This is a genomic window from Tritonibacter mobilis, assembly GCF_001681715.1.
Taxonomy (GTDB): Bacteria; Pseudomonadota; Alphaproteobacteria; order Rhodobacterales; family Rhodobacteraceae; genus Epibacterium; species Epibacterium mobile.
This window is the reverse complement of record NZ_LNWY01000001.1, coordinates 64,478-88,525: the sequence shown is the minus strand read 5'-3', so window position 1 is coordinate 88,525 and position 24,048 is coordinate 64,478. Positions and strand designations below refer to the sequence as shown.

Here is a 24,048-nt window from a genome sequence, read left to right as displayed (position 1 = left end):
TGCGCGACGCAGGATCAATCTACGCCCGCGCTCGATTCGGCTCAAGAGAAATGTAACACAAAAATACACATTAGAAAAAAACGGTAACGCAATGTGCTAACCTCCCACGCGGGTCGGCCTGCTGCGTTGCCAAATCCAACCATACTGCCGTAAGCAGGGGGCAGGCAGCAGGAGAAAGCGATGGCCGGGCAGACAGATACGCTGATTGCCGCGATCCTTGAGGATATCGACGCCGGGCGGCTGGCGCCGGGGCAGGAGATTGACGAGGCCGCATTGGCCGCGCGACATTCCGTGTCGCGTACCCCGATCCGTGAGGCCTATATCCAGCTCGAAGCCTCTGGCCTGATCCGGCGTCTGCCCCGCAAGGGCGCGGTGCTGTTCAAACCCACGCTGGAGGAATTCCTCGCCATCCAGGAGGTGCATGCGCAGCTGGAGGGGCAGGCGGCGGGGTTGGCCGCGCGGCGGATCTCGCCCGTGTTGCGAGAGCAGCTGCACTCGGTGGTCGCAGCCTGCGAGACACATGCGTCCCAAAAAGGCGACGCCGACCCCGATGGGTATTACCAGTTGAACCTGCGGTTTCATGAAACGGTCGCGCTGGGCTCGGCAAACCCGTTTCTGGTCGAGATGATCAAGACCAATGCCCGCAAGCTGATGGCCTATTATCGCGCCCGCTACCAATATCCCGGTGCCATTGCGCAATCGGCGCTAGAGCATCGCGAGATCGCAACGCTGATCCTGTCGCATGACCGCGACGGTGCCGAAGCCGCGATGCAGGCGCATGTGCTGTTTGATCAGGTCACGGTGATGGATCTGCTCGCAGCCCTTGGCTAGGCAGCGCGCGCAGCTTCGAAAAACCGCGCGATGGCCTCTGCCAGTGCGGGCTGGTCGACCTTTTGCTTTAGGCTCTCCTGCGCGCGGGCGTAGACCTCGGGGCCCATGTCCTGCCGCAGCTCTTCGGTCAGCGCGCTGATAAACGCATGTGTCATTTCCGGGTGATGCTGGCTGGTGGCGATATGGCTGCCGAGGGTAAAGCCGGTGTTGTGGCCGTCGCGGGTCATCAACGGGTCGGCCTCTTTCGGCAATTCGCGCACATATTCCACATGAGAGCCGTAGATCGAGACCACCTCCGGCAGCTCTGCGGCCCACTCCGGGCGCGCAACCAGGTGATTCTCGGTGCGGCCATGCACCCAGCCGCCGGGCAGATTGTCGACGCGCCCGCCCAGGGCGAGCGCAATCGCCTGATGACCAAAACACGCGCCAAAAAGCGGAATCTTGCGATCATGGATCTGCCGGATCAGCGCCAGAAGACGCGTCACCCATGACGCGCCAGACCGTGTTGAGGTAGGGCTGCCGGTAATCATCGCACCGTCATAAGTGACTATATCATCGGGGAAAATGCCATCCTTCACGGCGTAGACGTCACAGCGCCACGCGGGGCGCGCCATCTGCACCAAAGTGGTGAACTTCTCACCATCCATCGGGTGCGTGTGTGCAAAGCCGCTGTCGTCCGTATTGGTCATCAAAATCGCAATGCGCATGTTCAGGCTTCCCATATGCATATTTACAGTGCTTAATAATATACATGTGAAGCAACCCAAAGGAAGCCCCGCCATGACGATCTGGACCCCGACCGATGATGGATACGCGGACCTGTCGAGCCATGACGCCTTTGCCGGTGGTGCGCCGCACAACACCTTTGCCCGCCTCCGGTGTGATGATCCGTTGCATTGGACAGACTACCCGGCCGGGCAGAATTTCTGGTCGGTGACCCGCTACGATGACATCACCAAGATGAACAAGAACACAGAGGTGTTCTCCTCGGCGCGCGGCATCCGTATGGAAGATCAGACCTATGAGGAATACCTCGCGCGGCGCACCTTTCAGGAAACCGACCCGCCCGAACATTCACAGGTGCGGATGAAACTGCTGAAGGCGTTTTCCAAGACCACCATGGCGCAATACGAGGCGGATATTCGCGACCTCTGCGCCGAAATTTTGGACGCGGCGCTGGCAAAGGGCACCTTTGACGCCACTAAGGAGATCGCCCGGCAACTGCCGATGCGGATGCTGGGGCGCGTGGTGGGCCTGCCGGACGCGGACCTGCCGTGGCTGGTGGAAAAAGGTGACGCACTGATCGCCAATACCGATCCGGATTTCACCTCGCATGTGCTGGACAAGATGGACACGGATGAATTCCGCATGATGCCCTTCAACTCTCCTGCGGGTGCGGAATTATACGTCTATGCCAAGGAGTTGATGGAAGCGAAGGAGAAGGCGGGCGACACATCCGGCGTGCTCAACATGATCTTGCAGCCGGCCCGCGACGGATCTGTCATTACCGAGACCGAGTTTCGCAATTTCTTCTGCCTCTTGGTGGCGGCGGGCAATGACACCACGCGTTACTCCATCGCGGCTGGCATTCAAGCGATGTGTCACCAGCCGGAGCTTTTGGCGCAGATGCAGGCGGGCGGCGATGTCTGGGAAACGGCGGCGGACGAGATCATCCGCTGGGCGACGCCCGCGCTCTATTTCCGCCGCACCGCGACGCAGGATGTTGAGATGCACGGCAAGACCATCCGCGAAGGCGACAAGGTGCTCTATTGGTTTGCCTCGGCCAATCGCGACGACAGCTATTTTGACGATCCGTTCCGGGTGAACCTGATGCGCAATCCCAACCGGCACCTGTCCTTTGGCCAGTTCGGCCCGCATGTCTGCCTTGGCATGTGGCTGGCGCGGCTGGAGGTTACCGTGCTGTTTCAGGAGCTTGCCAAGCGGATCAAGTCCATCGAGCCAGCCGGTGCCCATAAATTCCTGCGCTCGAATTTCGTCGGGGGCATCAAGGAATTGCCGGTTCGGGTGGAAGCCGCGTAGGCTCAACAGAAGACCCGTTCGGGCGGCCGCCCGGACAGCGCCCGACCTCCCCCCCACGGGAGGGCGCTTCGCACCCACCCGAGGTCGGTCACTGCCCTCTGTTGGGACCCAATCTGGGCCAAGACGCACGCCAAAGATGCGCAGGCCACCAACAGGAAAGGAAGCCAAATGAAAACCCGCCTGCGTGCGCTTTTCTGCGACCATCTCAGTATCATGCGCGGAAAATACCTGCCTTATTCAAAGATCGGAGACGATGACACCCGGTTCTGCCGCTCTGTCTTTGGCACCCATTATGACCGCGATCTGCTGGATGCGCCGGGGTCGATGGTGAAACAGGGTCTGCCGGATATGGAACTGCGCTGGCGCGGCGAGGAGATCCGCGACAGCTGGCATGCCTCCACCAAGATCGTGTTGGGCGATCTCTATGATGATGCGGGCGCGCCGCTCACGCTGTGTCCGCGGGGGGCGCTGAAACGCGCGGTGGCGGATTGGCAGGCCAAGGGGCTCTCGCCAAAAATCGGCATCGAGCTGGAGGCCTTTGCGCTGCAGCCGGACGATTATGGCCGGTTGGTGCCCTATGATGCGCCGGGCGGCGTGGTCTATGGCACCGGGCCTTTTGCCGACCCGTTGCGGTTTAACGACCGGATCTGGGCGATGGCGGATGAGATGGGCTTCTCGCTTGATATGATCACCGCCGAGTTTGACAGCCCGCAGTTCGAATATACGCTGACCTTTGACGATGCCGTGAAGGCGGTGGATGACATCGTTCTGTTTCGCCTGATGGCGCGGGAGATTGCGCTGGAATATGGCATCGTCCTGACCTTCATGCCCAAACCGGTGGCGCAGGCCGGAGGCTCGGGCATGCATGTGAACCTGTCATTTGCGGATGAGGCCGGGGGCAATGCGCTCTCGTCCGGACCTAAAGGCGGGCCGGAGCACATGAACGATCTGGCGCGCGGCTGCCTTGCCGGGTTTCTGCATCACCACAAGGGTCTGGCCGGTCTGATCGCGCCCACCGCCAACAGCTACATGCGGTTGCAGCCCGGCAGCCTGTCGGGCTTTTGGCAGAATTGGGGCGGCGATCATCGCAATGTCACCACGCGGATCAGTTCCGAGGGCGGTGCCAAGGCACGGCTGGAGCATCGGATGGCAGATGCCTCATCAAACCCCTACACCACGGTGGCGGCACTGTTGCAGGCGGCACGGCTTGGGGTGGAGAAGGGCTATGAATTGGGGCCGATGGAAACCGGCGACGGGTTTGACCGCACCGATACCCGCGAAAGCACCGCAATGACGCTGAAGGGCGCGGTGGCGGATCTGGAGAAGGACACGGCCCTCACCGAGGCTGTGGGCGCTGATCTTGTCGCCAATCACGTCTACATGAAACAAAAAGAGGTCCGCAAAACCCGTGATCTGGAGGGCGACGCCTTGCGCGATTTCTACGTGCATTTTGTCTGACGGATTGTCTGAACCGGGACACAGATGATGGTCGATGCGCAGGCCCGCTGTGGCCTGCGCTTGCTTTTGCATCGAAGACCGCGTCAGAGTGTCGGCATAATCAACTCAGGCGAAACGAGCAGAACATGTCTGATACAGAAGTGGCACCGCATGATGCGGGCCCGGTGGTGACGCAGGAAGTCGCAGCGACCTGCCTTGGCGTAAAGGTGCCGCAGTCGTCCTTTTTGACCGAAACGCGGATCAATCGGATCAATGCGGCGCGGTACGAGGGCCAAGAAATTGCCGGCGCCCTGCATGTAATACGTGAAGACGACCGGGTGCTGGAGGTTGGCGCAGGCCTTGGCGTGGTGGGGGCGGTGATCGCAACCAACGCCAAGCCCGAAAAAGTTTTGTCGTTCGAGGCCAACCCGGAATTGGTGCCCGTCATCCACGCCCTGCACCAGATGAATGATCTTGGCGATCGGGTGGAACTGCGCAATCAGGTGCTCTTTGCCGGTACGGACCGACCTGACAGTATGGAATTTCACCTGCGCAACAGCTTTCTCGGCTCTTCGCTGCTAAACGAGGGCGGGCGTCCGTCGCGCGTGGTGGAGATCCCGACCGCAGATATGGGCGAGGTGGTGGCTGAACTTCAGCCCACTGTGCTGGTGATGGACATCGAGGGCGGCGAGTTGGCATTGCTGGAAGCGATGGACCTCAGCGCCTTCCGGGCCATCGTCATCGAATTCCACCCGGAGGCCTATGAGGTTAAAGGCATGCGCCGTTGCAAGACCATCTTGCGCGAGGCCGGTTTTCAAAAACTCGATGAGGTTTCCAGCCGGACTGTCTGGACCTGCACCCGCGAAGGTGCGGCGCCCTAAACTCCACGCGCGACCGCCCCGCGCCAGCGGCGCTGCCGAAAAGCGCGGCCCCGAAGCCGATGGCTTCGGGGCCGCCATGGTATCTGATGGCCTCCGCGCCCCATTGGGGCCCGGAGGTGGTCGCGCCTGAACGCGTGTGTTAGCTCACCGCAGCAAAGCCCGCGTCCAGTGCCGACAGGATTTGCGCGGCATCCACCTCCGTCAGGACCAGCGGCGGCGACAGGATGATATTGGACCCGCTGACCCGCACCATGGCACCGTTTTGATAGGCGACCTCTTGAATGGTGTTGATGGTCTTCTTGTCAATTGCAGCCTTGGTTGTGCGGTCACTGACCAGTTCCAGCGCACTCATCAAGCCGTGGCCACCACGCACGTCGCCGATCAGAGAATATTTATCCTGCAAGGACTTGAGGCCGTTGAATACTTGCGTTCCACGCGCAGCGGCATTGCTTGGCACATCAAGCCGCTTGGTCTCGGCCAGACAGGCCAGCGCCGCCGCCGCTCCTACTGGGTGGCCTGAATAAGTATAGCCATGGCCGATCGCGGCCTTGCCACTCTCGTCCTTTTCAAAAACCTCGACCAACCGCTCAGAAATCATCAGCGCGCCAAAGGGGAAGTAGCCATTGGTGATCGCCTTGGCGGTGCACATCATGTCCGGCTGCACGCCCCAATGGCGTGATCCGCTCCACGACCCGGTGCGGCCAAAGGCAGTGATGACCTCATCCGCGATCAACAAGATGCCATGTTTGCGGCAGATCTCCGCGACACCGGGCATGAAGCTTTCATGCGGTGGGATCACGCCGCCAGCGCCCAGGATCGGCTCCATGATGAAGGCGGCAATCGTGCCGGCGCCCTGAAAGGCGATCTCGTCCTCCAGCGCCGAGAGGCACAGTTGCGCCAGCCGCTCCGGGTCCGTTTCATTAAACGGATTGCGATAGGTATAGGGCGCCGGGATGTGGTGGCAGCCCGCCAACAGCGGCTCATAGGCAGTGCGGAAATTGGCGTTACCGTTGACCGAAGCACCACCAAAATGGGTGCCGTGATAGCCTTTCTTCAGGCTCAGGTATTTCACCCGCGACGGCTCCCCGCGTACCTTGTGGTATTGCCGCGCCAGCCGCAGGGCGGTCTCCACCGAATCTGAGCCGCCCGAGGTGAAAAACGCGCGGCTGAGGCCGTCGGGCGCGAAAAACGCCCGCAGTTCCTCGGCCAGCTGGATCACCTGATCATTGGTGGTGCCGCGAAATATCGAATAATAGGGCAGCACATCCAGTTGTGCGGCGATGGCGTCCTTTACGGGCTGGCAGGAAAACCCGAGGTTCACGTTCCACAGGCCGCCCACGGCGTCAACGGCCTCATGCCCGTCCACATCCTTGATCCGAACGCCGGAGGCGCCGGTTATGATGGTGGGCGGATTGGCGAGGCTATCGCCGGGGTGTGCCATCGGATGCCAGAGGCTCCGGGCGTTGTGTTCTTTCAGGAAATTGGCGTCGGGCTGATGTGCGGTCATGGTTTGTCTCCTTGTCGCGGCGCGGCGTCTCAAGCCGCGATGTCGGTGGGGAACTCTGGCGGGCAAGCGCCGCCGATGCGTTCGGTGAGGGCAAGGCCAGCCGCACGCAGCGCGCGTGGAATGGCGGTTCTTTGTTCGTCGGTCATGCGAGACGTGGGTGCAGCCACGGCCAAGGCACCCAGAACGGCGCGGTCAGGGCCAAAGATCGGCACCGCGTGAGAGTGCACCTCCGCCTCAAAACCACCAATGGATTGCGCAAGCCCCGTTTGACGGACCTCCAGAAGCTCGGCGCGGATGGCGGCTGGGTCGGTTTGCGTGTGGGCTGTGCGCGCGGTCAGCGGCTGTGTCAGCACTGCATCAACAAAACTCGCATCCGAGTAGGCCAGAACCGCCAGACCCGAGGCGGTGCCGTGAAAAGTCAGCACCTCAGCATCTTCCATCATCACCTTGGTCGCATTGCGGGGCGAATATGCATGGCTGAGTGATGCCAGCTGATCGCCCTGCAAGAGCGACAGGTGGGTGGTTTCGCCGGTTTCCTCAGAGAGTTCCCGCAGAACCCGACGCGAGGCCGACAGAATCGGCACGCTGGCTTCGCGCAGCGCCGCGAGGCGCAAAACCTGCGGACCAAGGCGATAAGATCGGGCGCCATCGACCTGTTCGACGAATCCTGCACTCTGCAATTCTGCCATTAAACGGTAGACGGTTGCTTTGTTCATACCTGACAACCGCGTGAGGTCGCTCAGGCCGATCTCCAACCGTCCGTGGTTGAAATACGTGAGCAAAGTCAGTGCTTTGGAGACGGTTCCCATGAGTGATCGCAGTCCTAGCTTGCCTGAAATTCTGGCGCAGACAGTCACGGCCGACCGATGCGCTTTCATTTTTGTTGACAGATATCCCCTATGGCTGTCAATCTAATTTCAAACCAACGGTTCAAATAATGAACCAATAAGATTCCAACCAAGCGAGCGGCGAAAAACGTCGCCAACTGACCAACGGCAACTCGAATGGCGAACAGGGAGACAGCCAATGACCGTGACATCTGTACTCAAGGGATGTGTGGCCGCAGCCGGCCTTGCACTGACAGCGGGGGCCGCGTTTGCGGACTACCCGGAAAAGCCCGTGAACTTTATTGTGCCGTGGCCGCCGGGTGATCTTGAGGACGTACTGACCCGTATGATCGCCGAAGATTTTCAAGAGAAATACGGCGTTGCGGCAGCGGTGGTGAACAAGCCCGGCGGCGGCGGTGGGCCGTTCCCCGGCGCGATTGAGGTCGCCAATGCGCCTGCGGATGGCTACACCGTGGGTTCCTTTGTGATCGGCGTGCCGGTGATGGGGCATCAGATCGACATCCCGCCGCTCACACCTGCAAAATTCGACCCACTGGGGATTTTCCTGACCTATCCCTTTGTCATCGCGACCTCGGGCGATGCGCCTTACAGCACCATGGAGGAGTTGGCAGAATATGCACAGGACAACGATGTGGTGCTTGGCCACTTTGGCGATGTGCTGACGCCGACCCAGGTGACCAAGGCCTATGCCAAATCGGCGGGCTTTGAGTGGGGATCTGACGCGGCCTTTGATGCGCTGGATTGTAACACGCTGGCCTCGGGCGATGCGGATGTGATCAACACCACGCTGCAGCTGATCCTGCCCTGCATTGATGATGTCAAAGTGCTGGTGTCCATTACCGACCAGCGTATTCCTCTGGCGCCGGACGCGCCTGCCATTGGTGAATTGAACCCGGATCTGGATATCGCGCTCTGGAATGGGCTGTTCGTGACCAAGGACACGCCGCAGGACGTACGCGACAAGATCATCGAAGTGGCGCAGGAAACCGTCTTCTCGGAGCGCGCGCAAGCTGTGGCGGCTGAAACCGGCGCGCTCGTTTATTGGCAAAACGCAGATGAAAGCGCGGCGCGAGTCGCCAACGACATCGAGACCATGGCCCGGATCAGCGAAACACTGGAGTAACCTCCCCGACCTTCCGCCGGTGTCATCTATATGACCCGGCGGATTTTTCAGCGCTGAACGCACCCACACGATCCGCCTTCCCAGCCAGAGACCTTCCATGCAAAGCGAACGCGAACGCAGATTTGTCGGCCCGCGCCGGGGACAGCTTCTGTTTGTCCTGACCTTCCTGACCCTCTCGGTGCTGCTCCTGTCGCAGATCGGCACGCAGACCGTATGGGTGAAGAAAACCGATTTCTTTGCCCAGCCGCGATTTTGGCCCGCAGTGGGCGTGGGCGGCATGGTTCTGTTCACCGCTTTACACCTGTGGCGGCTCCCCTTTCGCCGGATTGAACGCACGGACTTGCGTGAGGCGCTGCGCTGGGCCGCCGCACTGGAATATACGCTGTGGTTCATGGGCTATGTCGTGCTGGTGCCGCTTATTGGCTACCTGCCCGTGACACTGGTGTTCGTGCCGCTGCTGGCATGGCGGATGGGCTATCGCAGCCCGCAGATGATGGCGATCAGTGCCGGGTTTGCGGTGTTTATCGTCCTGTTCTTCAAGGGCGTTCTGGCTGTGCGTATCCCCGGTGCGGCGCTTTATGAATACCTGCCGGATGCATGGCGCAGCTTTGCCATTCTCTACCTCTAAGGCCCTGTTTCAGAAAGACGCGCGCGCATGGACCTGATCCTCTCTGCAATTGAAATCCTGATGCGCTGGGATGTGGCGCTGGCGCTTTTGGCGGGCTCCGTCGGCGGTGTGTTGATCGGGGCGATCCCCGGCGTCGGCCCGGCGGTCGCCATTGCGATTCTGCTGCCCGCAACCTTCTCGCTTGATCCCATCGTGGGGCTGACGGTCCTGTTGGGCATATATGGCTCGTCGATGTATGGCGGCGCGATCCCTGCGATCCTGATCAATACGCCCGGCACCGCCGTCAATGCGCTCACCACCTATGACGGCTACCCGATGACCGCCCGGGGCGAGCCGCGCCGCGCCCTTAGCCTTGCGTACTCTGCGAGCTTCTTCGGCGGCATCTTCTCGGTGATTTGCCTGATCCTGTTTGCGCCGGTGCTGGCGAAAATCGCGCCGCTGTTTGGCACGCGCGAGATCTTCCTCGCCGCGCTGCTGGGCTTGCTGCTGGTAGTGGTGGCCCATCGCGGACAGGCGCTGATTGCAGGGGCGCTGGCCTGTCTCGGGATCTTTCTCAACACCATCGGCATGGAGCCGGTGAAATACACCCAGCGCTACACATTTGGCACGGATGCGCTTGGATCGGGCATCAACCTCATCGTGGTGGTGCTGGGGCTGTTTGCGATTTCGCAGGCCTTTGTGCTGCTGACCGATGAGGACGAGAAAATCCGTCTCACCAAGCTGCGGGGCGGCATGTTTCAGGGCCTGCGCGAGCTGGCGCGCCACCCGCGTGTAGCCTCCGTGTCGGCTGGCTTTGGCGTTGTGATGGGCATGATTCCCGGCGTGGGCGAGTTCACTGCGCAGTTCATGTCCTACACCTACGCGCAGAAGACGTCGAAACGGCCGCAGGATTTTGGCAATGGCTCTTCCGAGGGGCTGATCGCCGCCGAGACCGCCAACAACGCCGTGCCCGCCGCCGCCATGGTGCCGCTCTTGGCGCTTGGCATCCCGGGTGAGGCGCTGACGGCGATGATGCTCTCGGTCTTTTACGTGCACAACGTGGTGCCAGGGCCGGGGTTGTTTCAGAACCAGATGGATTTTGTCGTCGCACTTTATCTGGCGCTGCTGATCCTCAATGTGCTGGTGCTGGTCTTCCTCTTGGGTGCAACCAGATCGCTCATTCAGGTGGTGCGTATCCCAAATCGGTTTCTGGGTGTCGCGATCCTCACCCTCAGCTTTGTGGGCGTTTACTCCCTGCGAAACTCCGCCACCGATTGCTTTATTGCGGCAGGCTTTGGTCTCTTTGGCTTCATCCTCAAGCGCCTACAACTGCCCGCGGTGCCGATCATCCTCGGCATGGTGCTGGGTGGCATCATGGAAGTGAAGCTGCGCGCCGCCATGGCGCGGGTGAAAACACCCTTTGATTTCATTGACCGCCCGGTGGCGTTCATCCTGTTCACTATCATCTTGATCGTGCTGGCGACGCATATCCTTCGCATTCGCAAGGAAGCGCGCGAGCTGAAGGAGGCCGAATGGCAAACCAAGACCTCATCAACACGCTTCGGAGCACTCCTGTTGCGCCGCAGAACCTCTTTCTTGAAGGAGCACGGACGCAAGGTTCGGGCACGCCACGCGAAACTACTTCGCCGATTGACGGATCTGTTCTGACCACATTGGCCACGGCCACGGCGGCGGATGTCGACCGGGCCGTTGCCTCTGCGCGGCGGGCGTTCGAGGATGGCCGCTGGTCAGGGCTGGCGCCTGCGGCGCGCAAGAAAGTACTGCACCGGATCGCCGATAAGATCGAGGCCGAGGCGGTGGCGCTTACGGTGCTTGGCGTGCGCGACAACGGCACCGAGTTCAACATGGCGCTGAAGGCTGAGGCTGGCTCTGCTGCCGGGACCTTTCGCTATTACGCCGAGGCGCTGGACAAGGTGGCGGGCGAAGTGGCCCCCACCGCGCCGGATGTGCTGGGGCTGGTGCAGCGCGCGCCCGTCGGTGTGGTGGGCGCGATCGTGCCATGGAACTTCCCGCTGATGATCGGCGCGTGGAAATTGGCGCCCGCGCTCGCGATGGGCAACTCCGTGGTGTTGAAACCGGCCGAGACCGCGTCGCTGTCGCTGCTTCGGCTGGCGGAGATTTGTTCGGACTGCGGCCTGCCGGATGGCGTGCTGAATGTTGTGACCGGGCCGGGTGCTGTGACAGGTGCCGCCCTGTCGGAGCATATGGATGTGGATGTGATGGTCTTTACCGGTTCTGGCGCGACGGGACGGCGGTTGCTGGAGGCCTCGGCGCGTTCGAACCTCAAACGCTGCTATCTGGAGTTGGGCGGCAAGTCCCCCAACATCGTTTTTGCCGATGCCAAGGATCTGGACCATGCCGCCAAGGTCTCCGCTATGGGGATCTTTCGCAACTCCGGGCAGGTCTGTGTCGCAGGCTCCCGCCTGCTGGTGGAGGCGTCGATCCATGATGAATTTGTCGCGCGGGTGGTGGACCATGCCAAAGCACTGACGGCCGGCGATCCGTTGGATCTGGGCACACAGATCGGCGCGGTGAATTCTGAGGTTCAATTAGAGGCTAACCTCGCGCATGTGGAGCGCGCCATCGCCGAAGGCGGCGAGGTGCTGTGTGGCGGCGGGCGAATTTTGCAGGACACTGGCGGCACCTATATGGCCCCCACAGTCGTGACCGGCGTGACCCAGCAGGCGAGCCTGTTTCAGCGCGAAGTGTTTGGGCCGGTTCTGTCGGTGACACCGTTCGAGACGGAAGAAGAGGCTCTGCGGCTCGCGAACGCCACCGACTATGGCCTCGCCGCCGGGGTCTGGACGCAGGATCTGTCGCGGGCGCATCGCTGTGTCGCGGGCATACGCGCCGGTGTGGTGCATGTGAACACCTATGGCGGTGCGGATAATACGGTGCCTTTGGGCGGTGTTGGCCAGTCCGGCAACGGACATGACAAGTCCCTGCATGCGCTGGAAAAATACGTCGATCTAAAAACCGCCTGGATTCAGCTTTGAAGGAAGCGCGGCCCTGGCTGCGCCCGGACCGCGCGGCCTCCGGCGGGGATATTTGGAAGAAGATGAAGACGGGCGCGGGAGGCGCCTGCGGGGAGGATGAGATGAGCGGTGAAAAGACGATCCTTGTGGCCGGAACTTGGGATACCAAGGATGATGAGCTGTCCTATCTGTCAGACGTGATCCGGGGGCAGGGCGGTCAGGTGCTCAGCATGGATGTGAGTGTCTTGGGCGATCCAAAGCTGCCCACGGATGTGTCAAAACACGAGGTGGCCGAGGCGGCGGGCAGTTCCATTCAGGCGGCCATTGACAGCGGGGATGAGAACACCGCGATGCAGATCATGGGGGCAGGGTCGGCCCGGCTTGCGCTCGATCTGTGGCGGGAGGGGCGCATTCACGGCGTGATCGTACTGGGCGGGACCATGGGCACCGATCTGGCTCTGGATCTCTGCGGAGCACTGCCGCTTGGGGTGCCGAAATATGTGGTGTCCACCGTGGCGTTTTCGCCGCTGCTGCCGCCGGATCGCATTCCGGCGGATGTGCAGATGATCCTCTGGGCCGGGGGACTTTATGGATTGAATGACATCTGCAAGGCGTCGCTCAGTCAGGCGGCGGGGGCGGTTCTGGGTGCATCCCGCGCGGTAGAAGCGCCGACGTTTATGCGGCCGATGATCGGGATGACCTCCTTTGGCAAGACGGTGCTGCGCTACATGGTGACGCTGAAACCGGAGCTTGAACGGCGCGGGTTTGATGTGGCGGTGTTTCATGCCACTGGAATGGGCGGACGGGCGTTTGAGAGCCTCGCAGGCGATGGTGCCTTTGCTGCCGTAATGGATTTTGCACCGCAAGAGGTGGGTAATCATCTGTTTGGCGGGCTTTCGGCCGGTGAGGGGCGCATGACCCATGCGGGTCGCGCGGGCATCCCGCAGATGATCGCACCGGGCTGTTACGATCTGGTGGATTTTGTGGGGTGGCAGGGCGTGCCCGCACCGCTTCGGGGGCGGGAGTGTCACGCGCATAATCGCCTGTTGACCTCGGCCATGCTGGCGGCGGAGGAACGGCGTGCGGTGGCGCGATCCATATGTGAGAAGCTGGCTGGTGCAGCTGCCCCGGTGGCGTTCTTTTTGCCCACTGCGGGGTGCAATGAATGGGATCGCGCGGGCGGTGAATTGCATGACGCAGCAGGGCTTTCTGCTTTTTGCGAGGAGATGCGTAGCAGATCGCCTGTAAATGTCGATGTGCTGGAATTGCCTTGCCATATCAATGATGTGGCTTTTACCGATGCGGTGCTTGCACGTTTTGATCGCTGGGTTGCAGAAGGCGTGATCTCGCACTGAGGGGAGGGCGGCGCATCCGACCATCGAGGCCGGATGCGCCGCGCCCATCTTTCCTGTCGGAAAGTGGGCTGGACCTCAGGTGAGGTCCGGGTCACAGTCGCCATCAAGCTGTGCAGGCGAGAAGGGGCAATGATGACATCTGAGACGCATGACGTGGGTGGAAGAGAGATTTCCGATCCGGGATGTCAGAACATGGTGGGGTATGAGACAATAATAGACGCCTCCGGGATCTGCACAGTCACTCTGGAGGTCGCGGCGCGGCATCTCAACCGGCACGGAATTTTGCACGGTGGGATGGTTGCGACCGTTATGGATGTGGCCTGTGGCAACACGGCTGCGCAGTATTTCGACCCCGATGGCCGTGCCGCCTTGGTGACGGTTGCATTGAACCTATCCTACATCGCGTCGACCAAGATCGGGCGGGTGGCTGCAACTGCGCGCGCGACCGGTGGCGGCAAAAGCACTGCTCATGTGCTGGGTGAGTTGCACGATGCTGACGGTCGGCTGTTGGCAACGGCGACCGCGATCTTCCGACGGATCAACCCGCGCTGATACGCCGGGCCGCAAGGCCCGGCGCCCGGCCCAACGGGAAGGGGTGCATTTATCAATGCATCCGTGACGGGCGGGAGAGCGCCCGCCATGGAAAAGCGATCTTCGTGATCAAGCGGTGGAGGCAGCTTCGCGGATCTTGCGGATATTTTCGCCATAAACCTGCGGTGCGTCGACAGAGCCGCCCCGGAAGACCGCAGAGCCTGCCACCAGAACGTCAGCTCCGGCCTCGACCACCAAAGGTGCGGTGCTCGGATCCACGCCACCGTCGATTTCAATATGCACTGGACGGTCACCGATCATCTCTCGCAGAGAGCGGATCTTGGCGGTCATGTCGATGAACTTTTGGCCGCCAAATCCGGGATTTACAGTCATCACGCAGATCAGATCGGTGAGGTCCAGAAGATGTGCCACCGCTTCGGCGGGGGTGCCGGGATTGAGGGCAACACCGGCCTTCATGCCTGCCCCACGGATGGCTTGCAGGGTCCGGTGAATGTGCGGTCCGGCCTCCACATGGGCGGTAAGGACATCTGCGCCCGCATCCGCATATGCGTCAATGTAAGGGTCAACCGGTGCGATCATCAGGTGCACGTCCATCACGGTTTTCACATGCGGGCGAAAGGCCTTTACCGCAGCAGGACCAAAGGTGAGGTTGGGTACAAAATGCCCGTCCATCACATCCACATGAACCCAATCTGCGCCTTCGGCCTCGATGGCCCGAATTTCCTGGCCGAAGTTGGCAAAATCCGCCGACAGAATGGAGGGGGCGATCTTGATGGAGCGGTCGAAGGACATTAGCAGGGTTCCTTGGAGCAAAATGGTCGAGACGGGATGAGTCTCATGTTTCTGCGCGCCATATAACGCGTCTCTGTGCTGCTGCACAGGGTCGCATTTCTATATATGACTGGACGCCGAATATGACTGCTCGCCGACGCGGGTGCTGACGGGTGCCCTCGATAATACCCGCCAGCATCCGCCCGGACGCGCCGCTCAGCCGGAGACCGGCGGCAGCCCGACCTTTTCCCGCGCCTCATCACTTTTGAGGGCGAAATCCTGTCCAACCCAGTCGTCCCCGCCGGGACCAGCCAACCAGACCAGCGCTTTTGCGACCCACTCGGCGGGGATGTGCACGGCGGGATCTAGCTGCGATACCGGATTGATGCCCGATGCGCGGATGCTGGTTTGCAACGCGGTTGCGACCGTACCGGGGCTAAGCCCCATAATGCGCAGGCCCTGAGCGCCATATTCTTCATGGGCGCAGCGGGTGAGTGACAGCACCGCCGCTTTGGAGGCGCAATAGTGGCTCCAGCCTTCAAGCACGCTTGTCGCCGCGCCAGATGAGATGTTTATGACGGTGCCCTTGCCGCGTGCCTGCATCCCCGGCAGCACCGCGCGCAAGCCGTGGTAAACGCCTTTGACGTTCACATCGATCACCTTGTTCCAGCCTTCGACATCGCTGTCGCCAAGGCGCGCGATTGGGTCGATGAGGCCTGCATTGTTGATCAATAGATCGGTCGGTCCAAAGGCCTCTTCTGCCTGAGCCACCAAAGTTGCAACCGCATCCCAGTTGGCCACATCACAGCGCAAGGCCAGCGCATTGCCCCCCGCAGCGGTGATATTTGCCGCAATCGCGGCGATCTCATCTTGGCTGCGCGCGGCAAGCACCACATTTGCGCCCGCGCCTGCAAAGGCTTCTGCCGCTGCCGCCCCGATGCCACGGCTGGCACCAGTGATTATGACAGTTTTTCCAGTCATGTCGGTCATCGGGGAGAGGCTCCTGCGGTATGTCAAAGTCTCTCGTATCTTATTGCTGCTGAATTCGCGTCGAAATGCTTGTTTCATCGTGACCTTGATGCGAAATTCGCATGAATGGATATCTCGCAACTCAAAACCCTTCTAACGGTCGCGCGTCTCGGCAGCTTTGCCGCTGCAGCGCGTGCTCTGGATCAGGACCCTTCGGCCATTTCGCGTGTGGTGGCGACGGCAGAGGCACGTCTCGGCGTGCGACTGTTTGAACGCAGCACGCGCAGGCTTGCGGTGACGGGTGTGGGGCGCGGATATCTGGACCGGATTGCGCCGCTTGTAGAAGAACTGGACCTCGCCGCAGAAGAGGCGCGCTCTGCCCGGCGCGCGCCCACCGGTAAATTGAGGATCACAGCCTCCGTGGCATGGGGGCAGGAATGCTTGGTGCCTTTGTTGCCCGAGTTTCGCAGCCGTTACCCGGAAATTGAGCTGGAGCTTATCTTTACCGATAGCTATCTGGACCTGCTGGCCGAAGGGATCGATCTGGCAATTCGTCTTGCACCTGCGCCGCAGGGCGATTTGGTCAGCACCCATCTGCGGTGTACCCGATATCTGGTCTGTGCATCGCCGGACTATCTGGCGCGCGCAGGGCATCTGCCGTCGCCGGCGGCCCTGAACGGCCATGATTGCCTGCGCATGCCGTTGCGCGGGTTCGACGGCACATGGCGTTTTTGCAGCCCCAGTGGACAACAGGAGACAGTGCCCGTCACCGGCAAAGTGGTGATGACAAGCCCATTGGCGCTGCGACAGGCGGCGCGGGTCGGGCTGGGGCCGACTTTACTTGCAGATTGGCTGGTTGCGGATGATCTGGCGCAAGGGCGTTTGGTTCCCTTGTTTCCAGACTGGCAGGTCAGCGCCACCGGATTTGAAAGCGGCGCATGGGCGCTTTATCCCAGCCGCACCTATATGCCGACCCGGCTTAGGGTGATGTTGGACTACCTGAGCGCGCGTCTAGGCTCCGCCTCACACCAAGAACGCGCGAGGTTTGCCCAGATTTAGGGCGATGCCAAAGCAGCCCCGTTGAATTCGGGGCCGTTTACAAAAGTTTTACACGTTCGACACAAATGATTTGAGCGAAATGCGTAAGCCATCGCGGAACCAAAGGGGGCCGCCAAGTGCTGCGCATCAATAAACTGACTAAGAGATTCGGCGACAAAACGGCTGTAGAAGCCGCGACGCTTGATATCGACAAACCCTGCATGCTGGGCATCATCGGACGTTCCGGCGCAGGTAAATCCACCTTGCTGCGGATGATCAACCGTCTGGGCGATGCCTCTGAGGGCTCGATCAGCTTTGAGGGCCGCGAAATCACCACCCTAAAGGGTAAAGACAAACGCGCATGGCAGTCTGAATGTGCGATGATCTTTCAGCAGTTCAATCTGGTGCCACGTATGGATGTGGTCTCCAACGTACTGCACGGCACGCTCAACCGGCGCTCGACGCTGGCGACCATGTTCAACCTCTATCCGATGGCGGACATTCACAAGGCGATCGAGATTCTGGATCGTCTGGGTATCGCCGAACATGCGCCCAAACGCGCCGAGGCCCTCTCGGGTGGTCAGCAGCAGCGAGTAGCGATTGCCCGCGCGCTGATGCAAGACCCCAAGATCATCCTCGCCGATGAGCCGATTGCCTCGCTCGATCCGATGAATGCACAAACCGTGATGGAGGCCCTGCGCCGCATCCACGAAGAAGACGGCCGCACCGTCATCGCCAACCTGCACACGCTGGATACCGCGCGCCGCTATTGTGACCGAGTGGTGGGCATGCGCGATGGGCGCATCGTCTTTGACGGCCTGCCAGAGCAGCTGACCACCGGCGTTGCCCGTGAAATCTATGGCGCTGGCGCGGATTTCTCTGAGGCCGCCACCTCCACTGAGATTGAGACGCTCGACAAGACCCAAGCCGTACGCACGGCAGAAGCCTACGTCTGATCCTGACCCCTTTCATCACCTCGGGGCCGGTGTGGTCTCGGGCCAACCAACAACCGGAGTGTTCCACGATGAAAAAACTGATCCTTGCCGCACTGGCCACCACCGCCCTGACCACCCCGGTCATGGCAGAAGAAATCTCTGAATTCCGCATCGGCATCCTTGGCGGCGAAAACGCTCAGGACCGTCTGAACTCCAACGAGTGCCTGCGCGCCAAGACCGAAGAGCTGCTGGGTGTTGAAACCAAGCTGTTTGCCCCTGCCGACTACAACGGCGTGATCCAGGGTCTGCTGGGCGGCACCATCGACATGGCATGGCTGGGCGCATCTGGCTACGCAAAGACCTATCTCTCCGACCCCGAAGCGGTTGAGCCGGTTCTGGTCAAGGTCAACGTCGATGGCGGCTACGGCTACTACTCCGTTGGTTTTGCCCGCAAGGACAGCGGCATCAACGCGCTTGAGGACGTCAAGGGCAAGGTCTTTGGCTTTGGTGATCCGAACTCCACCTCCGGCTTCCTGATCCCCTCCATCGAGATCCCGCAGCAAACTGGTTCCACCATGCAGTCGGGCGAGTATTTTGGTGAGGTCAAGTTCACTGGCGGTCACGAGCAGACCATCGTCGCGGTTGCAAACGGCGACATCGATGCTGGCGTGACCTGGGCCGACGGTCTGGGCAACTGGGAAGATGGCTACAACTCCGGCGCGCTGCGCAAGGCGGTTGATGCAGGTCTCATCGACATGAACGATCTGGTCCAGATCTGGCAGTCCAAGCCGATCCCCGAAGGCCCGGTTGTTCTGCGCAAAGCCCTGCCCGAGGATGTCAAAGTCAAGATGACCGCGCTGATGGCCTCCATGCCGGCGATGGATTACGACTGCTACTACTCTGTTGCAGCGGGCGACTCCAAAGGCTTCCAGCCGATCACGCATGAGGCTTATGAAGTCATCATCGAAGCGCGCAAGCTGAAATCCAACTAAGCGCGCGTTTACGTCTTCGCGGGGTTCGGGCCAAGGTCCGGACCCCGCTTTCGTGGCCCGCAATGCATTTTCTGCCGCTGGCCACTCCCAATGACTCAGGAAGAATTCAATGGCTGATCTGACCGCTCAGGCCCCCGGATCGGTGGCTGAGATTCAGGCGCAATACGCCGATCTCACCCGTCGCAAGCGCATCTATGGCGGGGTTTTGCTGGCTCTGTTCATCGCGCTGATGATGGCAGGGTTCCGCACCGCCGATGACCGCAATGCTGGCTCTTTTGCTGATGGGTATCAGCGCATCTTTGACTACCCCGCAGAAGTGCTCTCTGAGGCGGGGGAAAAGGTGGCCGAGCTGCCCGCCCATGTGGTCCATTTCTTCCCGGCCTTGGTCGAGACTCTCAACATCGCCGGCGCCGCGACGTTGCTCGGCGCGATTCTCGGCACGCTCCTGTCACTCTTGTCGACCCGCGGCATGGCCCCTTGGCCCGCATTGATACCGGTGTTTCGTCGGGTGATGGACATTTGTCGCGCGATCCCTGAAATCGTGATCGCCTTGGTGCTGATTTTCCTGCTGGGCGGCGGCCCGGTGCCCGCGATGATCGCCATTGCGATCCATACGGCGGGCGCCTTGGGTAAGCTGTTCTCCGAGGTCAATGAAAACGCCTCGCTCAAACCTGTAGAGGGGCTGAATTCCACCGGTGCCTCTTGGGCACAACGCATGTGGCTTGGGGTGATCCCGCAGGTGGGGCCGAACTATGTATCCTATGCGCTCCTGCGGTTTGAGATCAATATTCGCGCCTCTGCGATCCTCGGTTTTGTTGGCGCGGGCGGCATCGGGTATGAGCTCAAGAACTCCATGTCCTGGGGTCAGGGCAAATACGACGAGGCGGCGGCGATCTTCATTCTGCTGTTTGTGACCATTGTTGTGGTGGACCAGATTTCTGGTGCGCTGCGTGATCGTCTGACCCACGGCAACCGGAAAGGGGCCTGAGACATGACTACCATGGACCTCAACACCGCGCCGCTCAAAGGGCAGATGGACAAGCTGTTTTTCAAGAAACGGCTGATGAACTTCGGCATCCCTGCCGTGATCCTGGCCTATCTGACCTATGTGTTCTTTGCCTTTGACGTGCCGGGCCTGTGGGAACGCGCGTCGATGGACAATGCGCGCACGCTGGTGTCTGACACCTATAGCTATAAAACCCATGTGACCCGCGACAATCGCACAGGCGATGTGACCTATGCAGTCGAGGGGGAACGCAAAGGCGAATACCCCGAGGGCATGAGCCCCGAATGGGTCACCCCCGGCACAACAACAGTGATCGATCTGACCGGTGGGCATGTGGTCCGCTTTGGCCCCGAGACCATCGAATATGATATTCCGGGCTACGGTCTGGTCACCGCAACGCCATCACGCACCCAGGGGGTACAGGCCATCCTGCCCGAAGGTGACGTGCCTCAATGGATTAACCTGTCGAAAAACCGGCTGGCGATTACCACCGATGCAGGCCGCCTGACCGTGACTCGCAACCGGGCCGAGGTTTTCCGCTATTTCTACGGCTGGGAGCTGTTTTTCTTCACGCTCGACAGCCCCTATCACGGTCTGAACCCGTTTGAACTGGCGGGCCGTGCGGTGTCTGGCGAGGCCGGGGCGATCTGGAATGACTTCTGGAACAACAAGATGTGGCGCCACGGCGATGTGGCATGGGCCATTGGCGAGACCATTTTGATGGCCTTCCTCGGCACCTTTGGTGCGGGTCTGGTGGCGCTGCCGCTGGCCTTCCTCGGGACGCGCAACTTCATGCCCGTGCGGGTGGTCCGCTTTGCGGCGCGGCGGTTCTTTGACTTTGTCCGCGGGGTGGATTCGCTCATCTGGACCGTGGTTCTGGCCCGCGCCTTTGGGCCCGGTCCGCTCACGGGCGCGCTGGCGATCCTGATCACGGATACCGGCACCTTTGGCAAGATCTTCTCCGAGGCATTGGAAAACGTCGATGAGAAGCAGATCGAAGGCGTGTCCTCCACTGGGGCCAAGCCGATCCAGCGCTACCGCTTTGGGGTGATCCCGCAGATCACGCCGGTTCTGCTGTCGCAGTTGTTGTACTTCCTCGAGTCCAATACGCGGTCGGCCACCATCATCGGGGCGATCACCGGCGGCGGGATTGGTCTGTTGCTGACGCAGGCGATCATCACCCAGAAGGACTGGGAAGAGGTCTCCTATTATATCGTGCTGATCATCGTCATGGTGATGTTCATGGACTGGTTCTCCGGCTGGTTGCGCAAGCGTCTGATCAGTGGGGACGAGGGCGGCCACTAAAGGATCACCGCCGATATCGGATCCCTGTCAAAAGACCCCTTTCGCAGTCGTGAGAGGGGTCTTTTTGCATCCGGTTCGTGGTGTTTCAGATGGCCTCATGACAGTCGCGATGATAGTATAAGTCTAGTTGTATAGTGAATCTCGACAGGTGCCCAGATGCCCAGACTTTCCGCCACTGAACCGCTTGTGCACCCCGGGTGCAGCCTGACCAACAGCACCTTTGGGGCTTGGGTTGAGATCGGGGCCGACACCCGGGTCGCCAACAGTCATTTTGGCGACTACAGCTATTGCGACCGGATGTGCGACATCGCCAATGCCGAGATCGGAAAATTCGCCAATATCGCCAGTTCCGTACGGATTGGGGCGACGGATCACCCGATGGAGAAGGCCTCACTGCATCATTTCCTCTATCGCTCCGCGAGTTATTGGGAAGATGCCGAGGATGACGCGGATTGGTTTCAGCACCGCAAGAGCCGCCGCGCCGTGATTGGGCATGACACATGGATCGGCCATGGGGCGCTGATCAAACCAGAGGTCACGATTGGCCACGGGGCGGTGGTGGCCTCCGGGACCGTGGTGACGAAGGATGTGGCACCTTATACCATCGTGGGGGGAAACACCGCCAAGCTGATCCGGCGGCGGTATCCGGAGCAGGTCGCGGACCGGATGATGGCACTTGCCTGGTGGGATTGGGATCACGCAGTTTTGCGCGAGAGGCTTGCGGATTTTCGCAGCCTAAAGGCGGAAGAGTTTTTGGAGAAATACGAATGAAATAAGGGGTATGCGCCATAAGGGGGCGCTCCCGCCTCCGCAGGTGCCTTGGCCTTAGAAGGCCAAACCCCCTTGGCGGAGTTGGGCCCGGCCGCGCGTCCCCTTCGGGGACGCCTGGCGCGCCGCCGGTACACCGGCGGCGCCACCCCCAACGGGAGCGGATCGCACCCGTGATCCAGCGACGGGCGGGAGTGCCCCCTTGTTTGATCAATCGTCTCCGACGGTGAGGGTCACCCGGTCCCCTGCAAACCAAGTGCGGCCAAATTCGATCGGTGTGCCGTTCGCATCATCCGAGATGCCGGTGGTGCGCAGGATGGGCGCGCCTTCTGATGTGCGCAGGTGCAGCGCTTGCGTCGCGGTGGCGAGCTTGGCGGTGATCCGGGTTTCCCGGCGGGTGTAGTCCTCCACCCCGCAGGCGTTCAGCGCAGCCGTAATCGACTCATGTGCTTCCAGCGCGTCGAGGATTCCGGGTAGCCGTTCTGCCGGGAACACCGTACGCGCCAAGGCTACGGGGTGGTCGTCCGCATAAGACAACCCCTCATAGACCACCACCGGATCGCCGGGGTCCAGATCCAGCGCATCCGCCTCGCGCGCATCTGCTGCAAGTATTTCCAGACGCAGGACTTTCTTGCTCGGTACACGTCCTGCGCGACGAATATTCTGGTGAAAACGGATGCGCTTGCCCACCGGATAATCGGTGGGCTTTGCCGCGACAAACACGCCAGCGCCCCGCCGTGTATGCACCAGCCCCTGTTCCGCCATATCCGCCAATGCGCGCCGAACCGTGTGGCGGTTGACGCCAAAGCGTTCGGCGAGCTGCGCCTCGGCTGGCAGTTTTGTTCCCGTCTCATAACGGCCCTGCGCAATGTCATCGATCAAAGTGATCGCGATCGACTTCCAGACCGGTGTGCGGGTGGCGGATTTGGCCATGTTCAATCCTCTGTCACGAAACCTTCACGAGAGAGCGGCTTGCGTCCCTGGAGCCGACTCATGTAGTATTTGTCTAGTTGTATAGGACATGTAGACAAATCTGCCAAGAGGCGACACCAGACATGACACAAGAAATCACGCCGGAGGCACGCAAGGCTTGGATGAGCCTGCTGTCCACCGCGCCCGAGGCCCGGCTAGCCGCGCTCTTCGACAAGCTGGACAACAGCCCCGACCACGACACCCTGCGCGCGCCGGAAACCGGTGGCGTGATGGTGCGGGGCCGGGCAGGGGGCACCGGCGCGCCCTTTAACCTCGGTGAGATGACCGTCACCCGCTGCACGTTGAAACTGGCGTCCGGCGCGGTGGGGCATGGGTACGTGCAGGGACGCAGCAAACGGCAAGCAGAATTGGCCGCAAAGCTCGATGCGATGATGCAGACAGAGGCTGCGGCAGAGGTCGAGGACAAGATCCTGACACCCCTGCGTACTGAGCGTGATGCGGCTCGCGATGCCCGCGCCGCCAAAGCGGCTGCCACCAAGGTCGATTTCTTCACCATGGTGCGAGGAGAGGACTGATGACGCAGACCAATATCTACACAGGCGGCTTTGCCGACCCGGCGGTGGCCTCGGCCCATGGGTTCCGGGCTGCGATGGACGTGATGGCACGTCCGGGCGAGATCCGCGAAATCACGGGTGGTGTGGCTCCGGAGGGGCTGAGCATTGCGGCGGCGAGCCTGATCCTGACGCTCTGCGATCCTGAAACCGGCATCTATCTCGCGCCGGATGTCGACAGCACCGCCTTGCGCGGCTGGATCACCTTCCACACCGGCGCGCCGATTGTGCCCGCAGCGGAGGCTGATTTTGCCGTGGGGGGCTGGGAGGCGCTGATGCCCATCGATCAATACCGCATCGGCACCTCGGAGTACCCGGACCGCTCCGCCACACTAGTGGTGGAACTGGCGGAGTTTGCCGCCTCCAATGCCACGCTCACCGGCCCGGGCATCAAGGACACCGTGCGGATGAACCTGCCCGATGTGGCGCTGATGCAGCGCAATTCAATGCTCTACCCGCTTGGGGTGGATCTGTTCTTCACCTGCGGGTCGGAAGTGTCGGCGCTGCCGCGCTCGACCCAGATCCAAGCGGAGGGCTAAGCAG

At 61.1% G+C, this 24,048-nt stretch carries 24 protein-coding genes; 18 read left to right on the top strand and 6 right to left on the bottom strand.

Annotated features, from left to right (window positions below; translation table 11 throughout):
* The first annotated feature begins 180 nt into the window (after nucleotides 1-180).
* On the top strand, nucleotides 181-831 hold the full coding sequence (locus tag UB90_RS00375; protein ID WP_065324567.1) for a GntR family transcriptional regulator: 651 nt from the start codon (nucleotides 181-183) through the stop codon (nucleotides 829-831).
* Here the strand turns inward: UB90_RS00375 and UB90_RS00370 are convergent.
* Nucleotides 828-1,538: a type 1 glutamine amidotransferase gene (locus tag UB90_RS00370; RefSeq protein ID WP_065324566.1), complete on the bottom strand. Its 711-nt coding sequence runs from the start codon at nucleotides 1,536-1,538 to the stop codon at nucleotides 828-830. The genes UB90_RS00375 and UB90_RS00370 overlap by 4 nt on opposite strands.
* Before the next feature lie 73 nt (nucleotides 1,539-1,611).
* On the opposite strand from UB90_RS00370, the gene UB90_RS00365 reads away from it, so the two are divergent.
* The 3 genes from UB90_RS00365 to UB90_RS00355 all read left to right on the top strand — a co-directional run bounded on the left by UB90_RS00365 (nucleotide 1,612) and on the right by UB90_RS00355 (nucleotide 5,189).
* Nucleotides 1,612-2,871, top strand: coding sequence for a cytochrome P450 (locus UB90_RS00365; RefSeq protein WP_065324565.1), 1,260 nt, complete (start codon nucleotides 1,612-1,614; stop codon nucleotides 2,869-2,871).
* Nucleotides 2,872-3,039: 168 nt separating this feature from the next.
* Nucleotides 3,040-4,329: a type I glutamate--ammonia ligase gene (locus tag UB90_RS00360; protein ID WP_009176078.1), complete on the top strand. Its 1,290-nt coding sequence runs from the start codon at nucleotides 3,040-3,042 to the stop codon at nucleotides 4,327-4,329.
* A 125-nt stretch (nucleotides 4,330-4,454) separates the two neighbouring features.
* Nucleotides 4,455-5,189, top strand: coding sequence for an FkbM family methyltransferase (locus UB90_RS00355; RefSeq protein WP_065324564.1), 735 nt, complete (start codon nucleotides 4,455-4,457; stop codon nucleotides 5,187-5,189).
* A gap of 139 nt (nucleotides 5,190-5,328) precedes the next feature.
* Here the strand turns inward: UB90_RS00355 and UB90_RS00350 are convergent, their stop codons facing one another.
* Together UB90_RS00350 and UB90_RS00345 are read right to left on the bottom strand one after the other, a co-directional pair.
* Complete coding sequence (locus UB90_RS00350; protein ID WP_065324563.1) at nucleotides 5,329-6,696, bottom strand: aspartate aminotransferase family protein; 1,368 nt, start codon at nucleotides 6,694-6,696, stop codon at nucleotides 5,329-5,331.
* Between the two features lie 29 nt (nucleotides 6,697-6,725).
* Nucleotides 6,726-7,505, bottom strand: a complete 780-nt coding sequence (locus tag UB90_RS00345) for an IclR family transcriptional regulator (RefSeq protein WP_065324562.1) — start codon at nucleotides 7,503-7,505, stop codon at nucleotides 6,726-6,728.
* A gap of 217 nt (nucleotides 7,506-7,722) precedes the next feature.
* On the opposite strand from UB90_RS00345, the gene UB90_RS00340 reads away from it, so the two are divergent.
* The 6 genes from UB90_RS00340 (at nucleotide 7,723) to UB90_RS00320 (ending at nucleotide 14,177) form a co-directional block, all read left to right on the top strand.
* Entirely contained in the window at nucleotides 7,723-8,667 is a 945-nt protein-coding gene (locus UB90_RS00340; RefSeq protein WP_065324561.1) for a tripartite tricarboxylate transporter substrate binding protein, read from the top strand.
* Nucleotides 8,668-8,764: 97 nt separating this feature from the next.
* Nucleotides 8,765-9,295 (top strand): tripartite tricarboxylate transporter TctB family protein, encoded by a 531-nt coding sequence (locus tag UB90_RS00335; protein ID WP_065324560.1) that lies wholly within the window; start codon nucleotides 8,765-8,767, stop codon nucleotides 9,293-9,295.
* Between the two features lie 27 nt (nucleotides 9,296-9,322).
* Nucleotides 9,323-10,942, top strand: coding sequence for a tripartite tricarboxylate transporter permease (locus UB90_RS00330; RefSeq protein WP_065324559.1), 1,620 nt, complete (start codon nucleotides 9,323-9,325; stop codon nucleotides 10,940-10,942).
* Between the two features lie 5 nt (nucleotides 10,943-10,947).
* Nucleotides 10,948-12,291, top strand: coding sequence for an aldehyde dehydrogenase family protein (locus tag UB90_RS22390; protein WP_235859278.1), 1,344 nt, complete (start codon nucleotides 10,948-10,950; stop codon nucleotides 12,289-12,291).
* A 101-nt stretch (nucleotides 12,292-12,392) separates the two neighbouring features.
* Nucleotides 12,393-13,625, top strand: a complete 1,233-nt coding sequence (locus UB90_RS00325; RefSeq protein WP_065324706.1) for a Tm-1-like ATP-binding domain-containing protein — start codon at nucleotides 12,393-12,395, stop codon at nucleotides 13,623-13,625.
* Nucleotides 13,626-13,754: 129 nt separating this feature from the next.
* Entirely contained in the window at nucleotides 13,755-14,177 is a 423-nt protein-coding gene (locus tag UB90_RS00320; RefSeq protein ID WP_081285497.1) for a PaaI family thioesterase, read from the top strand.
* A gap of 108 nt (nucleotides 14,178-14,285) precedes the next feature.
* Here UB90_RS00320 and rpe read toward each other — a convergent pair whose 3' ends face one another.
* Together rpe and UB90_RS00310 are read right to left on the bottom strand one after the other, a co-directional pair.
* On the bottom strand, nucleotides 14,286-14,969 hold the full coding sequence (gene rpe / locus UB90_RS00315; protein WP_065323750.1) for a ribulose-phosphate 3-epimerase: 684 nt from the start codon (nucleotides 14,967-14,969) through the stop codon (nucleotides 14,286-14,288).
* 195 nt (nucleotides 14,970-15,164) lie between these two features.
* Nucleotides 15,165-15,938, bottom strand: a complete 774-nt coding sequence (locus tag UB90_RS00310; RefSeq protein ID WP_065324558.1) for an SDR family oxidoreductase — start codon at nucleotides 15,936-15,938, stop codon at nucleotides 15,165-15,167.
* A 105-nt stretch (nucleotides 15,939-16,043) separates the two neighbouring features.
* Here UB90_RS00310 and UB90_RS00305 point away from each other — a divergent pair, with 105 nt between their 5' ends.
* From UB90_RS00305 to UB90_RS00280, 6 genes are all read left to right on the top strand, one after another.
* Entirely contained in the window at nucleotides 16,044-16,976 is a 933-nt protein-coding gene (locus tag UB90_RS00305) for a LysR family transcriptional regulator (RefSeq protein WP_065324557.1), read from the top strand.
* A gap of 116 nt (nucleotides 16,977-17,092) precedes the next feature.
* Nucleotides 17,093-17,911 (top strand): phosphonate ABC transporter ATP-binding protein, encoded by an 819-nt coding sequence (gene phnC / locus UB90_RS00300; RefSeq protein WP_005612266.1) that lies wholly within the window; start codon nucleotides 17,093-17,095, stop codon nucleotides 17,909-17,911.
* Between the two features lie 68 nt (nucleotides 17,912-17,979).
* Nucleotides 17,980-18,882, top strand: coding sequence for a phosphonate ABC transporter substrate-binding protein (phnD, locus tag UB90_RS00295; RefSeq protein WP_005612268.1), 903 nt, complete (start codon nucleotides 17,980-17,982; stop codon nucleotides 18,880-18,882).
* A gap of 109 nt (nucleotides 18,883-18,991) precedes the next feature.
* The gene (phnE, locus tag UB90_RS00290; RefSeq protein ID WP_065324556.1) at nucleotides 18,992-19,870 is read left to right on the top strand and encodes a phosphonate ABC transporter, permease protein PhnE; all 879 of its coding nucleotides are present in this window, start codon (nucleotides 18,992-18,994) and stop codon (nucleotides 19,868-19,870) included.
* A 3-nt stretch (nucleotides 19,871-19,873) separates the two neighbouring features.
* Nucleotides 19,874-21,193: a phosphonate ABC transporter, permease protein PhnE gene (gene phnE, locus UB90_RS00285; RefSeq protein WP_065324555.1), complete on the top strand. Its 1,320-nt coding sequence runs from the start codon at nucleotides 19,874-19,876 to the stop codon at nucleotides 21,191-21,193.
* Between the two features lie 156 nt (nucleotides 21,194-21,349).
* Nucleotides 21,350-21,964 carry a transferase hexapeptide repeat family protein gene (locus UB90_RS00280; protein ID WP_065324554.1) on the top strand — a complete coding sequence of 205 codons (615 nt, stop codon included), beginning with the start codon at nucleotides 21,350-21,352 and terminating at the stop codon, nucleotides 21,962-21,964.
* A gap of 207 nt (nucleotides 21,965-22,171) precedes the next feature.
* Here UB90_RS00280 and phnF read toward each other — a convergent pair whose 3' ends face one another.
* Nucleotides 22,172-22,894 (bottom strand): phosphonate metabolism transcriptional regulator PhnF, encoded by a 723-nt coding sequence (gene phnF / locus UB90_RS00275; RefSeq protein WP_065324553.1) that lies wholly within the window; start codon nucleotides 22,892-22,894, stop codon nucleotides 22,172-22,174.
* Nucleotides 22,895-23,016: 122 nt separating this feature from the next.
* Between phnF and phnG the strand changes: the two genes are divergently transcribed.
* Nucleotides 23,017-23,469, top strand: a complete 453-nt coding sequence (gene phnG / locus UB90_RS00270; RefSeq protein WP_065324552.1) for a phosphonate C-P lyase system protein PhnG — start codon at nucleotides 23,017-23,019, stop codon at nucleotides 23,467-23,469.
* Nucleotides 23,469-24,044, top strand: coding sequence for a phosphonate C-P lyase system protein PhnH (gene phnH, locus UB90_RS00265; RefSeq protein WP_065324551.1), 576 nt, complete (start codon nucleotides 23,469-23,471; stop codon nucleotides 24,042-24,044). Before phnG ends, phnH begins: the two co-directional genes overlap by 1 nt.
* Nucleotides 24,045-24,048 lie beyond the last annotated feature (4 nt).